The sequence below is a fragment of the Bacillus sp. EB V-12 genome, from assembly GCF_056158125.1.
Map to the genome: position 1 here is coordinate 325,335 of NZ_JBUXJL010000005.1, position 17,120 is coordinate 342,454.

Consider the following 17,120-nt stretch of genomic DNA (forward strand, 5'->3'; position numbering starts at 1 on the left):
AATAAAGATAAGGCTCACCTACGGAAATAGGTGGGTTTTTTGTTGGGTATTTTTATCTTATTGCACAAAAGGGAATTTCTATTAAAACCATAGCATATCTTTATAGCTCTTAAATTGAGAAAAAAGAAAAGACACCTAAATAAGAGTGTCTTTTCCTATAGTTTTTAGCAGAAGCAAGAAGCTCCAACAATAATTAATAAAATAAATAATACAACTAATAAAGCAAATCCTCCTGCAAAGCCACAGCCGCCACCGCAGCTACCACCAAAGCCCATAATAATTCCTCCTTTAAATAGTAGGAGAAAAATAAGGAGTCACTCATGTATTTTAATGAATTCAAATTACTTTATGTTTTTATGAATTAAATGAGCATGGCCTTTTGAAAATAAAAAAAGGCGCCATAAAGCGCCTCCCATTTGGGTAAACAAGAAGTAAAGTTTCTAAGATAACTGAAAAAATAGAACAGGTGCTTAGATTTTATCACGATTTTTTTCTGAATGAACATGCATTATTACATATCGTAATAAATCCCTCTATTTTCCATTTGATAAAATTAATTACAAATATTGACAAAATTTAAATAAATATTTCTAAAAAAACAAAATACTTACAATTATTTAAAAGATGGTACATTTAAGGTGCAAGTTATAAAAAAATATTTAAGGGGGATTTATTATGTTCAAGAAATTAGTAGTAGGAGCATTAGCAACTGGTATCGCGTTAACTGGAGGAATTGGAGCGGCATCAGCAAATACAGCAGACACAGTAAATAAATCAAGTGAAACAAAACTGTTAGCATGTTATCCAAAAAACAGTGAAGGTAAGTATGTAAAAGAAGTAAGACAAAAATCCGAAATATTTAATAACTCTTACCCAGAGCCAGCTTGTGGCGGAGTAGTGCAATGGTATTTGAAAAAAATCGAGTATAAAAACGAAAATGGTGGGACATTTGTTGGTTATTATGAAGGATGGCTTAAATAGTTAGCATCTAAATCATTTCAAAAAAGACACTCTAAGCAAAAAAATTATAATAAGCTGTCCATATGGGCAGCTTATTTACATAAAAAAGACACCCTAAGGTACCTTTCTCCGACTTGAACCACTTTAATTTTAATAATATGTATTGGAATCCCATCCAAGTATTGTTTTACCATGTTAAGTATTATTGGTCATTGAGAAAGAATAAAAGCACTCATAAGATTGCTTATCCTTCAATCTAATGTTTTTTACTAGATTTTTTATGTCCTTTATTTCGTTCACAAGCTACACCATCGCCATCACGATCTAAATGCGAAGCATAAGCTGGGCTATCTGGAGTTATATCGTAGTAACCAGCATTATTTGCATCTGTACAGTTTGCAAAGTGAACTTTCTCTTGTTTAGTTGCAGCTTGTTGCTGGGGTACTGTGTTAGCTGTAACTTTTTGTTGCTCCTGTTCTTTTGCTCGAGCTGCTTCTTGTTGTTTCTTTTGTTCTTCCTGTTGTCTTTGAGCCTCTTCTTGTTTGCGTTGTTCATCTAATCGCTTTTGCTCTTCAGCTTTTTGTTTTTCTTCATTTTCTTTTTGCTTATCTTTGTCCTCTTGCTTTACTTCAGCAGCAGTTGTTTTTACTTTTGTATCTTGAGCCTTTTCACTTTTAGGAGAAAGTGAGAAAAATACCATCGATAAAATTAAACAAGAAATTGCTGAAATAGCGATTTTCTTTTTACTCTTCCTTCTAATAGCAGCGACAATTAGTAATACTAAAAATATAAGTGCGGCTAAAAAGAATAATAGCATTAATACTTCCATAATCGGGCCTCTTTTCAAATAATATAGATTTTGAGAATCATAAAATGTAAGATTTCTGGATAATCATATCAAAATAATTATCTTTATATTGTTATATTATGTCGAATGAAAATAAAAAAGAGAGCCGAAGCCCCTCTTCCTTTAAAAGTTACTGTATCTGTAATAATGCGCCCGAGTTTACTACTCTGTTTTATCAAGATCAGCCGATAATTTCTTCAAAATATCACGTGCTTCTTTCTTCTCTTCATCTGTTAACTTAGCAGTCTTACTCTTTGCTTCAAGTGATTTAAGTACTTGCATGTATGTACTATCTTTAGTACATACAGTGTCTGTATAAGAGTCGCCAATAGCTACTACTGAATAATACGTTTCATCAGGAGCATAGTAATTTATTTTTGCCGCATAACCAGCAGCGTATAAAGTTCCGTATTTATCAATGCTTATAGAATTATTTGAAGAACCGACATGGAACACTAAAATGGCATTTTCCATTTTAGTGTTCCATCTGGATTTACTGCAAATACTTCTCGCTCTGACCTAACATAAACTACACCATTTTTATCTATTACTGGTGAGTTCACAATAACCTGAGTACCCGTTGAGTATTTCCACTTTAATGTATAGTCTTGATTATACGAAGATACCCCGCTATTTCCAGCTATATAAATTGTTCCATCCTTCGAAGAGATTGTAGGAGCAGCTTTTAAGTTTATATCATCTTGTCTCCACTACTTTATTAAATTTCCATTTTTGTCAAAAACATATACAATAGATCCACCATTTATATATAACTTACTATTTAATCCTAAAGAAAAACCAGGGTTCCCCCCCATTCCCGCTAAACTTTTTATTCCATAATTCCTTACCATTCTTATCATGAGCATAGAGAAAATAGTTTTGACCACTTGAAAGCATGTGTAACGAACTTCTAACGAAACGCGGAATCATTCCAGAAATGGATAGGGAGGCGGTTTAAATTATGGAAGAAAGCACATTATCACTGTTAATCGTATCAGCAGCAATATGTGTATTCGTATACCTGGTACACCGAATAGATGTCTGGGACAAAAAGACAGGATGTTCACGGAATGACAAATAAACAGCAGTGTGATGAATATGAACGTAAGAAAATCTTGTGGATTATAAAGGATTTAAGATTAAAGGGTGTACATAACAGCGCTCATAAGGTTGAGGAAAAATACAAGAGGTATATCACTCTAGCTAAATGATAAAAGCCCTGCAAGGGGATGCAGGGCAAGACTAAGGGTATTGAAGAATTGTCGATTCTAAAAGTAAAGGACTTCTTGGAATGTAATAAGTTTAACACATACTTCGTTAAATTTTTATATAAAGATTTTACAGATTCATGAACATAGACAAACCTTTGCTTGTCTGAATGTTTAGGGATTTAATAGGGGTTCTCCACCTTATTGAGAGGTTCCTGGATATTCCGATGTGTGAAAGCATCAAAAAAGCCCGTACAGAAGCACAGGCCAGTTGTTACACATATCGGTAAATAAATTTTAACAAACTTTCAGAAAGTTAGCTATTGAAAAATAAAAAACGCTCGATGGCGACGAGCGCTGTAGAGAAAATATTCCCTAAAATTAGCTACCTCTATTATACCATGAATTTTCTCTCAGTAAATAAGGAGTGAAAGACCTATGTTAGATAATAATCAATCTAAAGTCGTCCTTCCGAAGTGAGTGTGGAAGGGCGCACGGAATGAAAAAGAAGCGAGAGGAAAGGCGATTGAGTACATTACTCCCAATCGATATCCAGGATACAAAGTAATTAAGGTTCAAGGCGACATAGCGATATGCGAAAGGGCGAATGCGTGATGTTTAAGATATCTGTAAGGCGTGGATTGATGAAAGAGATGTTAACAGAAGTTCGGGATTTAGAAAAACGAGGTTATGACTATGTAACGCCAATCAAAAGAATATATAGGACAGAAAGAACTCTTTATCATGAAGGTAAATTTAGTGGGAGAGAAAAGGTTCGGTTTACTGGCATGGAAGACAATGTGAGCTATGAATGTTGGATGAAGAAGGTGGACTAAATGGCGAAATACAGACAAGTTCAAACTTCATTTTGGTCAGATGCAAGAGTTCCAGAAGAGATGACGCCAGAGGATAAATACTTTTACCTCTATCTAATGACTAATGAGCATACAAACCAAATTGGAGTTTATTAGATAACTAGAAAACAAATGGCTTTTGAATTGGGTTACTCAATTGAAAGTGCAAAAGCTTTATTGGATCGCTTTATTAATCATCATGATTTGGTAGTTTATAACGAAGAAACTAGAGAACTTTGCATACTTAATTGGGGGAAATACAACCTTAACAAAGGTGGCAAGCCGATTGAGGATTGCATAAAGAAAGAGCTTAAAAGTATTAAAGATTTATCGTTAGTACGACTGGTGCTAGAACGAACAGAAAACACCTCGTTAGTACAAAAAGTCAGTGTTTATGCGGGTTTTGACGATACGGGGACAAAAAGAAAAAGAAAAAAAGACTCCTCGTCACAAGTTTGAAACTTGCGATACCAATGGGGCTAAGTATCTATTTTAAAAAATTAAGGGGAACAATCCTAAGCAAAAAGAACCTAACTTCAATAATTGGGCAAATGAATTTAGATTAATGTGAGAACGTGATAACAGAGAACCACAAGAGATTAAGGATGTTATTGATTGGTGCCAAGCTGATCCGTTCTGGCAAGGTAACATTTTATCTCCTAAAAAGTTACGGGAGAAGTTCGACCAATTAACTATTCAAATGAATTCTAAAAAAGGAGAAAAAAACAATGCGGAGAGCAGCGGCAGCAATGCCAACCTATATAGCCAAAAAGGTCAATATGACTATGGATTCTGATGTGTGTGACACACATGGCATGAATAAGATGAAGTTCGGTGGACAAGTTGTTTGCCCTCGATGCTTCCTTGAAAACGATAGTAAGAAGCTTCAGCAACAGGAGCAAGCAAAATACGATGCGGATAAAGCGAAAGAGAAGAAATTCATGTTCCATCAACAAAGTATGATTGCCGATAGCAATATCAAAAAAGCTAATTTTGATAATTATAAGCCAACTAGCAAGGAAGGAACGGAGAACCTTGAGCTCGCAAAGGTCATCGCAACGGAAAGATATTTAACATGATTATGGCAGGAAATTGCGAGGCAGGGAAAACACATCTTGCTTACGCTATAGTGGATCAGCTTGCAGGTGCAGGGAAGTCAGTTGTCTTCGTTACAGTAGGTGAATTGCTACGGAAGATTAAAAGTACGTTTAGCAAAGATTCAACATTAACTGAAGATGCAATCATTCGAAGTTTAGTAAACGCAGAGGTTTTAATAGTCGATGATTTAGTAGCAGAGTTAGGCGCATTAGATGCCAATACAAAAGCAACAAACTTCATTAATAGGGTACTATTTGATGTTTTCGATGGTAGACAAGGTAAATCTACTATCTTCACGACAAACCTCACAGGGAAGCGTTTAGACGAGGCATATGGTGAACGGATTGTATCGCGGATTCTCAATAATTTCAGAACAATCACTTTCAAAGAAACAAAGGATTATAGAAGAAAGGCATTGCCATTTTAAAAGGGGAAATTGGAATGTGTGTATGTGAAGGAACAGGAGTAATTAAGAACGATATGGGGAATGGCTGCTATCAATTTGCACCGTGTATTTGCGAAGCAGGGAATCGCAGTCCTGAAGAAGTGGATAGAAGACGTTATGCCGTTATGACGGAGTTAAGAGAAATTCATCAATTACAACTGGAGGGGAAATGGGATGCCACGACTTGGAACGGATTTGGAAAAGGAGAATTACACAATGACATTGCAGAAGGAGACGTACATGAGGAAATCGCGTCGTAACCTATATATTGCTTTAGAAGAGTTGGATTTAGTGTTTGATGAAAGCGAAGTGATTCAATTAAGGGAAATGTGGGATGAGGATAAAGATATTCTTGAAATAGCAAAAGAGTTAGGAAGGCATCAACTAGAAATCGCCGCGTTAATTATGGATCAGGCAGATAAGAAAAAAATCAAATCGTGTCCAATGGGGTTAGGGGCATGAAACAACTAACACTGGAGGATGTAGTCGGAAGTTTTGATTATACCGCAACAAGTACCGTGAACAAATTCTTGAAGCGTAATAGCGTTATGACGTACTCAGTAGAGTTTTACGACAAAGACGAGAAGTGGAAGCTTCGTTGGTTTGAGGCGAAGTCCGAGAGCAAAGCTATAGAAATGGCTAAAAAGAAATACGGAAAGATACAGATTATCACCACGTATATTTCTGATAGAACCTTAGAAGAGATAATGAATTTGGATTAGGAGACATAGCGTTATGACGTATTTAAAGGGTAGAAACTCATTTGATTGAACGAGGCACTTATAGGCGTCATAGCGTCAGTAGAAACGTTGGGATTATTGGAATTAGAAAAGAAATATGGGCTTCGGATTTACTGGCTAGGGGCACTAAATAAAAAAGGCTAGGAGTTCCCCTAGCAAAGAGTTATGTCGTACAGAAAGGTATAAAATTAATGTTTGCGATTTCATTATATAACGTTCCTAGGGTGAAAGGATTGACTCATAGCAATCTTTACGTAACTTTTACATGTGCTTGAAGTATTTGGTAACATAGACATGGATTTATTAGAAATTGAAATTATTAAAGAAATTTATGTTTATGTAAATTTTAAACAATACTTATTGGAATAAAAAAAATGGTCCTTACTATTACGTAAGAACCCCATAACCGAAGAAAAAAAGTCGTATGTGAAACCAAGTGGGAATCACAAATATATTTTAATACCTAAATATATGGTTGTCTATACATCGAATCAAACAACATAGTTATTTAAACGAAGGAGCCCTAGATTTAGGGATCTAGGGCTTCTTGTGTCGGTATAACTCACACAATTTTATGAAAAGAAAAGAACTTATTGAAGATAACATATGAATGTTTCGTAAATGTATCAAAAAAGTGAACAAAATAGTTATTTTAATCGGAAATAGCAGGTAATTGACCAAATCACCTGCCATGTGCCTAAACAGTCCGGAGGGGTAAAGCTCCGATTTGAAAGAGTGTAGTCATGGGAAGTTGACTTGAGGATAGTATGTGTAATGTAAAAAAGGTTATTCGTAAAGGGGCATGAGAAAAAGAGTATATATCAAATATGTACTCTTGAAAAAAGGAGAACCAGAACCCTATAAGCGATGAAACATAATACTACAACATATGCTTGCCTCATTTAAAGGTGTGAGGAATATAACAAAATAGTTATTTTATGATGGATAAATAAAAGAATCCATTTGCTATAGACGGATTCTTCCCACAAGGTTTGCAAGAAATTCAAGGTAACTAGACCGGAGCACTTATTGAATTTCTTGTGATAATACTGTATGCAAAGGGATTAATAAGGTTAAAGAAATTTAAACAAAATCCTTATTTAACAACAAATAAAAAGAGCACTAATCGAGAGCGCTCCTTATACCTAATTATAACGAAAGTGGCGAACTCACATTATACAGAAAGGCACTATTATTGTATGTAAAAGTATGGGATTAGTGAATGGATTTAGATAAAATCGTTATCTAAATAAAAGAAGCCCCGATTATCCGCGGGGCTTCTAAGGGTATGTGTCAAGTAATGACGTACTCGACTAATTAACCATATCATGAATTTTTTGGTAAAAATACTGGTAAATGTGTCCAAATAAGCAGGGCATCAATTTGAATAAAAAACGCTATTTTAGTAGAAAACGTTGAAAAAGGATCCGGAAAAGGGGTGGGGGTCCTTTTTAGTGGAACAATAGAATTTTATAGGATTACCAATACGTTACCATAAAAGGAAATTTGTTTCCAGGTTATGGATATTGAGAAAACTTTATATAAAAACTTCATTTTAATAGAAAACGGGGGTGATTAATTGAGAGTTGATAAAATTTTTTCAGAACTATGGCATTTACATTTAAGAGGAAATTTAAACACCGAATTAATGACCACGGAAGAATATGAAGAAAATGAAAAAGAAGTTAAAGATATATCTTTGATGGCTATAAACACAATTAAAAAGCTGCAAAGAAGAATAAGTGAACTTGAATTAGAAAACGATCAATTGAAAGGTATAAATAAGTTTTCTTAATAAAAATTTCATTTTGTTTTATTTTAAAACCAAAAAAGAGCACTTAGTAAAGTGCTCTCGTGACGAACCTCATTTTATAACGACTATTTTATAAAGAAAGGAACTCAGAATATTATATGTGAGTCCAGTTAATTAAGTGCTTCTTACAAATAAAGAGCAGCTAGCAAAAGCTAACTGCTAGGTTCTCCAAGGGGGAACAAGGAGAAAATCTGATGTCACATACATTATTGACGGAATATTTAATTTTATTCACGAGAAATTATATTCTAAAATTTGGATTATGATAGTCGATATTCTCCATGTTGACCAGAAAAGAATTAAAAGTTCTAGTGAAATTCCAAGGGGCCTTTTCTTAGTTTTTTGAGATTCTTTTATCAAATAGCCAACAGCACTAATTGCTATAAGAATGAAAAGAATAAGTTCGAGTGTAACTGGCATTCTATCTACTCCTAAAAATAAGTTTGTATATAACGATTATAAGATATTTTTAATGATTGGTAGTAAAAAATTCAACAAAATAATTCTTTTAAGAGAAAGTGAGGAATAACAATGGGACAAGGTAACCGTGGAATGGCATTTGAAATGCTTATCAATCTAGCGAATGAAATGTATCAAAGAGGGGGAGTGGCGCTTATTAACAAACGTCCGACTCCTGTGAAGGTGCTAAAGAGCAAAGGTGGCCGTGTACTAAATGGATTCTATGAAGCAAAGAGTACAGTAGACTTGACGGTGTATATAAGGGAAGAGCTGTAGTATTTGAAGCGAAGTCTACAGAGAAAGATACACGTTTTGATTTAAAGAACATTGCGCAGCATCAATTGGATTACCTGGAGAAAGCGGAGAAGATGGGAGCGATATGTTTTTTCCTTATTGAGTTTAGTAAGGATAAGTCAGTATTCGCAGTGCCACTATCAGTCATTCAATCTTATGTAAAGATGTCTCATCAACCAAAGGGCAAGAAATCTATACCGAGAGCAGATTTTGATATTTATGGATACTTAGTAGAGCAGACGGAACGAGCGTCAGTGGATTACTTACAATACATAGATGAAGCAGTGGCTCCAGTTATGTTTGATGGCATGATTCACATTGATCAGGACCATAAGAAAGTAGCAAATAACATTGAAGCAGCAAAAGAAAAGATGGCCAACAAGAAACGCAATTTATTAAAGGCTTAATGGATAACGGAACCATGCAGGGTGGATGGTGGGGACTACTCGCTATGCATGGTTCCCTTATTTAACAAAGAGATAGTAAAATTTCACGTACCTTATGTGATGTTAAAAAGAAAAAGCAGAAATAGGGGGGATTCCTTCATGGAGAGACAATTAACATTATTACCGACTATTGATAGAGAGACAGAAAAACAGGTTCAGAAAGAAATAGTGAAAATACTAAAGGAATACTGTGCATTAAAAATCGTTTTGAGAATGAAGTGGAGTTACAACACGAAGGAATCAGTTTGTTCCCCGAGATTAGAAACACGAGACATATTTGTAATATTAAATTCAAACAAATTGATAAGGCTCTACAGTACGTTTTGGATTATGACGAGGCTGAGATCATCAAGAGGAAGTACTTAAATGCAGATAAACCGAAAGATAGTTTTATTTACACTGAATTATCGATGAAGAAAGATCACTTCTACTATAAGAAGAAAAATGCAATTCGATTGATTGCTACATCTTTAGGGATGATTTAATAATACAAAAAAGCCAAATTAATAGTTTTTAATTTACTATCCATTTGGCTTTTTATGTTTTATTTTTTAGGCATCCATGTATGTCCGCAATTCATACAACCATTGACAATATTTTTTCTACCAACAAGTCCGCTGATTACTGTTGCAGGGAATCCTAAAATTACAGAAATCAGGATAATACCTTGAGATATTTCATAATATTCATTAGGTAAAAGAGCTGAGAATAATATAAGCGCAAATAGGAAAAATAGAAAGGAAAACACCCTCCTAAAGTTATAACCACGTCTATTACCGACTATTTGATTGGATTTACACTTCCTGCAAAGAACCCGCTTTGTTACTTTTTCTTGTTGTACCGTCATGTCTAACCATCCTTGTTTTTTATGAAAATATAATAGCTTAATTATATGATATTATCACCTGAACTGGATACAAATATTATCAAAAAAAGAAAAAATATAATAAATTGGAATGTTTATGTTTTTAAAAACTTCGACAAAATACCGACAAAAATGGGGACTAAATAGGGGGAATTTTGATAATGAAATCAACGGTATTCTTAATGTACAAGCCCTTTGACAACCGCATATCGAAGAGGATTAGTACACCTATAAGTGAAACGTTCTTATGCGAGAATGTCACGGTAACGTATACCGCATAGTAGGGCGGGCAAGGCGGTACGAACCCGCGTTAAGACGAAAAGCCCAATGAATGTATAACAATGACATATTCCAGTGTGGCGGGTGTGAGATAACTCGCATTCGTCATACTGTTTCTATTATGTTTATCAATCAGCTCGGAATGCGTCCTCTGGGTTAATAATAAATATAAGTCTATTTCTCTCTAATATGTCGGTTCTTGAAAATGGAATGGAGGTGGTTGTTCGTGATTCAGTGACACTTGCATTCTAAAAAGCTAAAAAGTATACGTATCTCGTACATTAGTAATTACCCATGATTCTTATTAATGACCAAAACGAGGGCAAAGAGTTCCACTCTTTGTTTGAGCCAATACAGCGGAAACATTCCCCTTCTGTCCCTCTAGTGTATTGGTTCAAACAAGGCGTCGGAAGAACCATATACGTCTTGGATATAAATCCTTTATAATTCGATATTGGTCAGCTAAGGGCCGCGACACCCGATGTATTGACCGACTCTACGGAGTATAAACGAGAAGATTCCTAGTTTTCTCCCATCCCCTTGAAAGCTGTCACTTCGGTGATGGCTTTTTTGTTTTTTTATCATATTGAAAATAATGCCATGATGGATAAAGAGATAAGAATTTAATAGTGAGGGGATAAAGTATGAAGAGAAAAGTGGAAAAAAATGATTTTTTCAGTATTGAAGATGCTCAAAATCAAGCGCTAAGAAAAGGTAGAGAAGCGGAATTTTTAGATGTTCTAAAATATATGAATCGTTTCTATGAAATTTCAGAATGCAATGTTTTTTACTCTAAAAATTTATTTAGGAATAAAGAACCTTATGAATTGTATTTTTTCTTTGAGGATGAAGTAGCGATCGGAAAGAGTTCCCCTGATCAGGATAGCAAAGAGCTAATAACAATTTCTAAGATAAAGTATAAGGATGTAAATGATATTAAATTGAGTTACCTAGATGTAGATTTATCAAGTGGAGAACTTCCAAATATTCTTGAAATAAAATTGAATAGCGGAAAACATATTGTACTTGATAGTATTAAAGATCCTAATAGTAACAAGATAAGTTCATTTATTAATAAAATCGAAAGAATATATTCTCTTATATAAAAATAAAAGCATTCATAACAGGTGCTTTTTTTTTCTTTGTTATATAGAAATTACACATTAAACATACATTTATATGCGTAGTTACTATACGCTAAGGAATAGTAATAAAAAGATGAGACCGATGAAACCATATAAAAACCAAAAGAATCCTAAGATGGGGAATGTTTTATGAAATTTAATCATGGTAAACCTCCTTGGTTATATAGAGGATTATAATATATCGTCGGTCTATATAGAAGAAAAAACAGAAATTGGTACATGCTAAACGAGAGTATGGAAGAAATGTACATTTGAATTAAAGGATTCTATATAAATAGGTAGAATCTAATTATTTGGTTCACATTTTAATCCAAGGAGTACAAATTCGATGCGACGTGAAAAGGATTTGTTGAAACAATGGAAGGCGGATTTGCAAGCTGTTCAAGAAGAGAAGAGACTGAAGAAGAAGGCTAAGAAAAAGAATAAGAATAAGAAATATAGCATTCCAGGTAAGACAGCTGACTTCATGGATGGCAAGAATACTTATCGTAAAGAGAATGGGGTATGGAAACAAAGAAATAAATAATGTGAGGATAAATAAATTTGATTAAGTTTATAGCAATTATCGTAGGCGCTGCCGTGATCTGGGTGGCGTCTTATTTGCGGTTAAGGAAAGATAAGGCGTGAGATAGACTTGCAAATTGAAATATTATTAGTTTGAAACATAGACTAGTAAACAAACTATTTCTACCTTTTAATCATAGAATATGATGAATTCTATTTTAGAGGAGGGAATCATATCTATGGGATGGGATAATAATTTTGGACATTCTCGAGATTGTAATAGATTTTGGGATGATTTAGTATTTTGCGGTTGCGGCCGTAGACGAAGAAGAAACGATTTTAACGACTGTCATTGTAGACGCGACTGCGATTGTGATGAGTGTCGTCGTAGACGTAATCATGACCGCGATCGTGAGCATGAACATGGTGACCATCGAGATTGGTAAAGCCTTTTGAAAGAGTGCATATTTTAATAGCACTCTTTTTTATTATTTTTTTAATCAGTACGTATTAATTAGAAGGATGCTGTTTCGATTTTATTTAACATTTTACAAAACAAACGAACACAACGAACGAAAATAAATGTCCTACTTAACTGTCTAAAAGTTGATACTTTTAGATGATGCGGGGAAATGATGTGAAAAATCATTGAAATCATATCTTAAATCCATCTAAGGGTTAGTCTGAAATAGAATATATAAAATAATGATAACTTTTAAATAGTATTAGGGGATGATTGATGAAATTAGTGTGATATGCACGAGCTAGTATAAGAGAGCAAGATTTAGAATTGCAATCTGAAACGGTAGGAGCATATAGTTGTACAAAAATATTCACTGGAAAATAGAACGAAGCGAAAAATCTTAAGAAAACATAAGGTTGTTGAAATTTTTTTGTGAATTCATTAATATGGAATTATATTTATTGTTTAATTGATTCCGTTTATTCCCACACCTTATTGTGTTGTGGTTGAGTTGTAGAAGCAAGTTGCGTCTTGTTTCAATTGTGAAAGGGCTTCTTTGAGCCGATTAGTGTATATATAGCTTATTTTGCTATACACATTTTTAATCGACTTGAAGAAGTCCTTTTTGTGTTGTTTCCAAGTCTGTTTGATCGGAGAACCCCTATTACATTGGGCAAAAATTTTTTTAGGGAGATTTAATTATGATAATCAGTTATGAAGTATCATTATTTTATTCTGCACATCCAAATGATCCTACTTAAAGTTTACGTGCATTACAAGCACTTAATCTGATAAAAGAGGATTTATTCCCTTTAACCAGTGTCAGTGTATTTTGATACAGCAATTAAGTTAGATAAGAAGAGAAGCAAAAAGTATTGGTCTACAAATCACGAGCTGTTTGCTAGAGCATTTGAAGCATACGTAGAATCGGATTTGCAAGATCAAAAACATAGAAATGATTATTTAGTTTGTAATTCGTATCCTTTTGTATATCCATTAGGTGATTATACGTAATATCCTAATGTAATTATAAAGAGTTTAACGGAAGTAATAGTCCTATATATAATAAACAGTATACAAGGAGTGGGGAAAAATGAATTATAACATTCAAAAAGGACAGTTTCGTTTAACAAGTGCTTATCCGAGAGGCAGCTGGTGGGAGTTTTACCGTATACCTTGTCCAATTTGTTATGATACAGGCAATTGTATGCTGCACGTTTCGCAAGATAAGGTAGCATGTACACGTGTAGAAAGTAAATGGATTTATGGAAAAAACACGGGCAATCCAAGCTACATTCACTACATAAATGGAAAAGATAAATATCAATTGCCTGAGGTGGATGAAGTTCAGATTCATGATAAGAAAAGCAATGAGGAATTAAATGTGTTTAATCGTAAGTTAATTGAGTTTATACCATTACAGGAGCATCATCATACACATTTAGTACGAGATAGAAAAATGACTGAAGAACAAATACAAGTACGTCAATATCGCACTTTTTTAAAACAACAAATTGAGTTAGAAGAGGATAATACATATACGACAGTTTGGGAAAAACTATTTAATCAGATTGGGAATAAAAAATGCTGGAAGGGAATCCCAGGATTCTATGAGATGAAGAAAGGTCAACTTTCTCTTCGTTTGATGTCAGGATCTCCTGGTATATTGATTCCTTTTCGAAACCAGTACAATCAAATTGTTGGATGGCAGGTTCGTGTGGATGAAGTGAAAAACTCCGTTCATGTGAAATCTGCACCTACTGGAGTTCAAGCAGAATTAATCGAACAGCCTAATGTCGTGAAGATAACTAAAAACGGTAATTGTATCTTTGAAGGCGAACTAGAAGTGAGCAAAAAGGTAGAGATTCCATTTCAAGAGGGACAAATTGTTGTAAAGATTCATAAAGGGCAAAAATATCTGTGGGTCTCATCAGCAAACAAAAATCAAGGAACTGGTGCAGGAGGTAATGAAAATCCACTTCCTGTACATGTAGCTGTACCAAGTTCTCATTTGAAACATTGGAATTCTGGTACCTTACATCAAACCAACTCAGTAATGATTACAGAGGGAGCTATGAAAGCAGATCTGGTTGCTGATTTGATTGCAGTGAGATTTAATAAAATGGAACTTTCTGAAGTAGGGAAGACGGTTCTTGCAATTCCTGGTGTGAATGCTTGGCGAATTGTTATGCCTGTATTAAAAGATATGGGTGTAGAAAATGTCTATTTAGCGTTTGACGCTGATTTAGTAGAGAATCAAAAAGTAAGAAAAGCTCTTATAGACTTTGCGACAAAGTTAAAGACAGAGGGCTATAACGTAATTATTGCTGCATGGAACCCAGCACAAGGTAAGGGGCTGGATGATGCAATGCAAGCGGGATTTAAACCTGTATTTCAGATATTGTGAAATTTACAAAGTAGGTTGGTATTTTCATAAATAGGTAGATTGAAAAAGATAGAATTTTTAATTCTATCTTTTTCTTATATCCAATTACCACAGAGGATTTAAATTAACTAAAAGAAAGGTAGAAGAGAATATGAATACATCTATGAAAAAAAGTCTAGTAAATTTACGAGTTGATTTTGCTTTCAAACGCTTGTTTGGGGTAGAAGGAAACGAGGATATACTCATTGGTTTTCTTAATGCGGTATTACAATCCTCTTTAGATGAGGAAATTATTTCTTTGCATTTAGATGATCCACATCTTCCTAGGCAACAAAAGGATGATAAATTGTCTATTTTAGATTTGCGAGCTACCCTTAATAGTGGTATAAAATTAAATATAGAGATACAGGTTCGCGACAAAAAAGACATGATCGAGCGATCTTTGTTCTACTGGGCTGGCATGTATTATTCTCAAATGACTCAGGGGATGAAGTATACAGAATTAAGACCAACTATTTGTATTAATATAGTGGATTTCATTCTGTTTCCAGGAGAAGAGGACTTTCATAATGTCGGTGTAGTCATGAACAAAAAATCGGAGCACATAATTTCAGAGAATATGCAATTGCACTTTCTTGAGATTCCAAAAGTAATTCGAGAATGGCAAGAAGATCGAATGGATCCATGGGAGGATATATTAGCACGTTGGCTATTATTATTTCCTGCATATGAAGATGAGAAATTAACTACAATCCTGGAGGGAATCGCGATGGAAAAAGATCCAGTTTTGAAAAAGGCAATAGAGGATTGGGAGCGTTTAAGTAGTGATAAAGATTTTTTACGCTTATATGAGGCGAGAGAGAAGGCAATAAAAGATAGAATATCAGAAATAGAGACAGCAGAAGAAAAAGCTGCAAAAGAAGCTAGAATAGAAATGATTCATAATTTAATTAAAGTAGGTGTACCTATAGAGAAGATAGCGGAAGCCACTGAATTAAGTGTCGAAAAGGTTAATGAAATTTTAAGAAACAAAGAGTAGATAGAAGTAGTGAAAAACAGGTACTTGTGAAAAACGCACAATTACCTGTTTTTTATTTCTAATAAATAGTTTGATAAACCAGCTTTAGGTCTTAAGGACGGTAATATTTTTTAAATTCTTATAGTATGGTACGATTCTAACAAAGAGGGTAGAAATAAAGGTGTAAACAAGGACTTGTTTTTTTAAAATCGTATTGCTATAATATAAAAGTAATAAGATTTTACAATAAAAATATAAAATTAATCAGTTCGCATATAAGAGAAGACCTCAATATGCGCCATTTCCTTAGGGGACGTGTGCGTGTATTGAGGTCTTTTTGCGTTTTGCGAGCAAAAACACACCTGGAGGTGCAGGAATTATGTTGAATTGGTTGTCTGCAAAACTTATGACAACATCAGTAGGAGATTTCCTATTGGCAAAAAGTAGCTTTACGAAGGGTCTTGGTGGTAGTGGCAGTGGTGCCAATGCTGAAACCGTCCAAAAAAGCATGAACACTTTGGTGAAAACCTTAATTGGTTTTGGGGGAATTTGGGTGGCAGCTTGCGTTGTATTTGCAGCTATTAAACTATCTGGTGCACAAGGGAAGAATCCTGAAAACCGTACACAAGCTATGATTGGTTTAGCTTGTGCAGCAATTGGAGGCTTTGTCATGATCAAAGCGTACGATATCGCTGCTTGGGTTACGACAATCTAACATAAGAGTTTGTAGAAGCTCTCCTCGATTTGGGGAGAGCTTCTCTTATACAAGGGAGGAAAAAGAATGAGAAAAGTAACCGTTCCTGTTGATATGACTTCGGAACAAAAAACACTACTAGGTGTGCTGAGCAAGCGCCAATTGATTTATCTATTGGGTGGCGGAGCATCCCTTTATTTATATGTACCATTTTTATGGCGACTATTTGCACCTATTGATGCAGTAGTAGCATTTTTTATTTGCTTAATTTTAGCACTACCGACGGTAATAGGTGTTATAACGTTTGCGTTTATATATAAAGAAAAACAACACATGTATCTAGATAAGTATCTACTTATCAAAATGCGTAGCCGTTCCGAAAAAGGTAAGTGGAGAAAAGGGTACGAGCTAACTACATGGGCAAAGGAGAACTTATAAATGTTAGAAATGATATATTTTGCCGCGATAGCCATTGTGGGATTTTTCTTTTATCGGAAAATGAATGGAAAACCGCTGTTTGGTTCTAAGAAAAAAGGGAAAAAGCAAGGTGGAGTAGAGAAACACACTACTGAAAAAGCTGGAAAGAAAAATAAAAAAAATAT

19 protein-coding genes and 6 pseudogenes are annotated in these 17,120 nt (G+C 34.5%); 20 read left to right on the forward strand and 5 right to left on the reverse strand.

The window, feature by feature from the left end; translation table 11 throughout:
* Positions 1-164: 164 nt before the first annotated feature.
* On the reverse strand, positions 165-275 hold the full coding sequence (locus ACZDYH_RS18820; RefSeq protein WP_000505681.1) for a YjcZ family sporulation protein: 111 nt from the start codon (positions 273-275) through the stop codon (positions 165-167).
* A 400-nt stretch (positions 276-675) separates the two neighbouring features.
* On the opposite strand from ACZDYH_RS18820, the gene ACZDYH_RS18825 reads away from it, so the two are divergent.
* A complete protein-coding gene (locus ACZDYH_RS18825; RefSeq protein ID WP_434714762.1) occupies positions 676-981 on the forward strand; it encodes a hypothetical protein in 306 nt (101 codons plus the stop codon).
* Between the two features lie 235 nt (positions 982-1,216).
* Here ACZDYH_RS18825 and ACZDYH_RS18830 read toward each other — a convergent pair whose 3' ends face one another.
* Positions 1,217-1,789, reverse strand: coding sequence for an excalibur calcium-binding domain-containing protein (locus ACZDYH_RS18830; RefSeq protein WP_434714764.1), 573 nt, complete (start codon positions 1,787-1,789; stop codon positions 1,217-1,219).
* Positions 1,790-1,969: 180 nt separating this feature from the next.
* On the reverse strand, positions 1,970-2,281 hold the full coding sequence (locus ACZDYH_RS18835) for a hypothetical protein (protein ID WP_434714768.1): 312 nt from the start codon (positions 2,279-2,281) through the stop codon (positions 1,970-1,972).
* Positions 2,282-2,877: 596 nt separating this feature from the next.
* Here ACZDYH_RS18835 and ACZDYH_RS18840 point away from each other — a divergent pair.
* The 9 genes and pseudogenes from ACZDYH_RS18840 (at position 2,878) to ACZDYH_RS18880 (ending at position 7,947) form a co-directional block, all read left to right on the forward strand.
* Complete coding sequence (locus ACZDYH_RS18840) at positions 2,878-3,018, forward strand: hypothetical protein (protein WP_474886950.1); 141 nt, start codon at positions 2,878-2,880, stop codon at positions 3,016-3,018.
* A gap of 611 nt (positions 3,019-3,629) precedes the next feature.
* Entirely contained in the window at positions 3,630-3,851 is a 222-nt protein-coding gene (locus ACZDYH_RS18845) for a hypothetical protein (RefSeq protein WP_474886952.1), read from the forward strand.
* Positions 3,852-3,986 (forward strand): hypothetical protein, encoded by a 135-nt coding sequence (locus tag ACZDYH_RS18850; protein ID WP_434714774.1) that lies wholly within the window; start codon positions 3,852-3,854, stop codon positions 3,984-3,986.
* Between the two features lie 15 nt (positions 3,987-4,001).
* A pseudogene (locus ACZDYH_RS18855) lies at positions 4,002-4,665 on the forward strand (hypothetical protein).
* A pseudogene (locus ACZDYH_RS18860) lies at positions 4,649-5,394 on the forward strand (ATP-binding protein). Before ACZDYH_RS18855 ends, ACZDYH_RS18860 begins: the two co-directional pseudogenes overlap by 17 nt.
* Positions 5,395-5,408: 14 nt before the next feature.
* Positions 5,409-5,672, forward strand: coding sequence for a hypothetical protein (locus tag ACZDYH_RS18865; RefSeq protein ID WP_474886954.1), 264 nt, complete (start codon positions 5,409-5,411; stop codon positions 5,670-5,672).
* Positions 5,629-5,874 (forward strand): helix-turn-helix domain containing protein, encoded by a 246-nt coding sequence (locus ACZDYH_RS18870; RefSeq protein WP_474886956.1) that lies wholly within the window; start codon positions 5,629-5,631, stop codon positions 5,872-5,874. The genes ACZDYH_RS18865 and ACZDYH_RS18870 overlap by 44 nt, the downstream gene beginning before the upstream one ends.
* Positions 5,871-6,134 (forward strand): hypothetical protein, encoded by a 264-nt coding sequence (locus ACZDYH_RS18875; RefSeq protein WP_434714778.1) that lies wholly within the window; start codon positions 5,871-5,873, stop codon positions 6,132-6,134. The genes ACZDYH_RS18870 and ACZDYH_RS18875 overlap by 4 nt, the downstream gene beginning before the upstream one ends.
* A gap of 1,597 nt (positions 6,135-7,731) precedes the next feature.
* Complete coding sequence (locus ACZDYH_RS18880) at positions 7,732-7,947, forward strand: hypothetical protein (RefSeq protein WP_434714780.1); 216 nt, start codon at positions 7,732-7,734, stop codon at positions 7,945-7,947.
* A gap of 249 nt (positions 7,948-8,196) precedes the next feature.
* Here the strand turns inward: ACZDYH_RS18880 and ACZDYH_RS18885 are convergent, their stop codons facing one another.
* On the reverse strand, positions 8,197-8,385 hold the full coding sequence (locus ACZDYH_RS18885; protein ID WP_001145513.1) for a hypothetical protein: 189 nt from the start codon (positions 8,383-8,385) through the stop codon (positions 8,197-8,199).
* Between the two features lie 111 nt (positions 8,386-8,496).
* Between ACZDYH_RS18885 and ACZDYH_RS18890 the strand changes: the two are divergent.
* Both ACZDYH_RS18890 and ACZDYH_RS18895 read left to right on the forward strand, forming a co-directional pair.
* Positions 8,497-9,125 (forward strand): annotated as a pseudogene (locus ACZDYH_RS18890) (Holliday junction resolvase RecU).
* Between the two features lie 138 nt (positions 9,126-9,263).
* A pseudogene (locus tag ACZDYH_RS18895) lies at positions 9,264-9,649 on the forward strand (ArpU family phage packaging/lysis transcriptional regulator).
* Between the two features lie 59 nt (positions 9,650-9,708).
* Here the strand turns inward: ACZDYH_RS18895 and ACZDYH_RS18900 are convergent.
* Positions 9,709-10,011: a hypothetical protein gene (locus ACZDYH_RS18900; protein ID WP_434714782.1), complete on the reverse strand. Its 303-nt coding sequence runs from the start codon at positions 10,009-10,011 to the stop codon at positions 9,709-9,711.
* A gap of 941 nt (positions 10,012-10,952) precedes the next feature.
* Here ACZDYH_RS18900 and ACZDYH_RS18905 point away from each other — a divergent pair.
* The 8 genes and pseudogenes from ACZDYH_RS18905 to ACZDYH_RS18940 all read left to right on the forward strand — a co-directional run bounded on the left by ACZDYH_RS18905 (position 10,953) and on the right by ACZDYH_RS18940 (position 16,956).
* Entirely contained in the window at positions 10,953-11,414 is a 462-nt protein-coding gene (locus tag ACZDYH_RS18905; RefSeq protein ID WP_434714784.1) for a DUF3908 family protein, read from the forward strand.
* A 367-nt stretch (positions 11,415-11,781) separates the two neighbouring features.
* Positions 11,782-11,979, forward strand: a complete 198-nt coding sequence (locus ACZDYH_RS18910) for a hypothetical protein (protein WP_326048963.1) — start codon at positions 11,782-11,784, stop codon at positions 11,977-11,979.
* A 217-nt stretch (positions 11,980-12,196) separates the two neighbouring features.
* Positions 12,197-12,403: a hypothetical protein gene (locus ACZDYH_RS18915; protein WP_082682420.1), complete on the forward strand. Its 207-nt coding sequence runs from the start codon at positions 12,197-12,199 to the stop codon at positions 12,401-12,403.
* 839 nt (positions 12,404-13,242) lie between these two features.
* Positions 13,243-13,524: pseudogene (locus ACZDYH_RS18920) on the forward strand (LPD1 domain-containing protein); the annotation flags it as partial.
* A complete protein-coding gene (locus ACZDYH_RS18925) occupies positions 13,514-14,827 on the forward strand; it encodes a DUF3854 domain-containing protein (protein WP_434714787.1) in 1,314 nt (437 codons plus the stop codon). The pseudogene ACZDYH_RS18920 and the gene ACZDYH_RS18925, both read left to right, overlap by 11 nt.
* A gap of 130 nt (positions 14,828-14,957) precedes the next feature.
* Complete coding sequence (locus ACZDYH_RS18930) at positions 14,958-15,845, forward strand: Rpn family recombination-promoting nuclease/putative transposase (RefSeq protein ID WP_474886959.1); 888 nt, start codon at positions 14,958-14,960, stop codon at positions 15,843-15,845.
* 272 nt (positions 15,846-16,117) lie between these two features.
* Positions 16,118-16,539: pseudogene (locus tag ACZDYH_RS18935) on the forward strand (hypothetical protein).
* 66 nt (positions 16,540-16,605) lie between these two features.
* Positions 16,606-16,956 carry a PrgI family protein gene (locus tag ACZDYH_RS18940; RefSeq protein WP_474886961.1) on the forward strand — a complete coding sequence of 117 codons (351 nt, stop codon included), beginning with the start codon at positions 16,606-16,608 and terminating at the stop codon, positions 16,954-16,956.
* Positions 16,957-17,120: the final 164 nt, after the last annotated feature.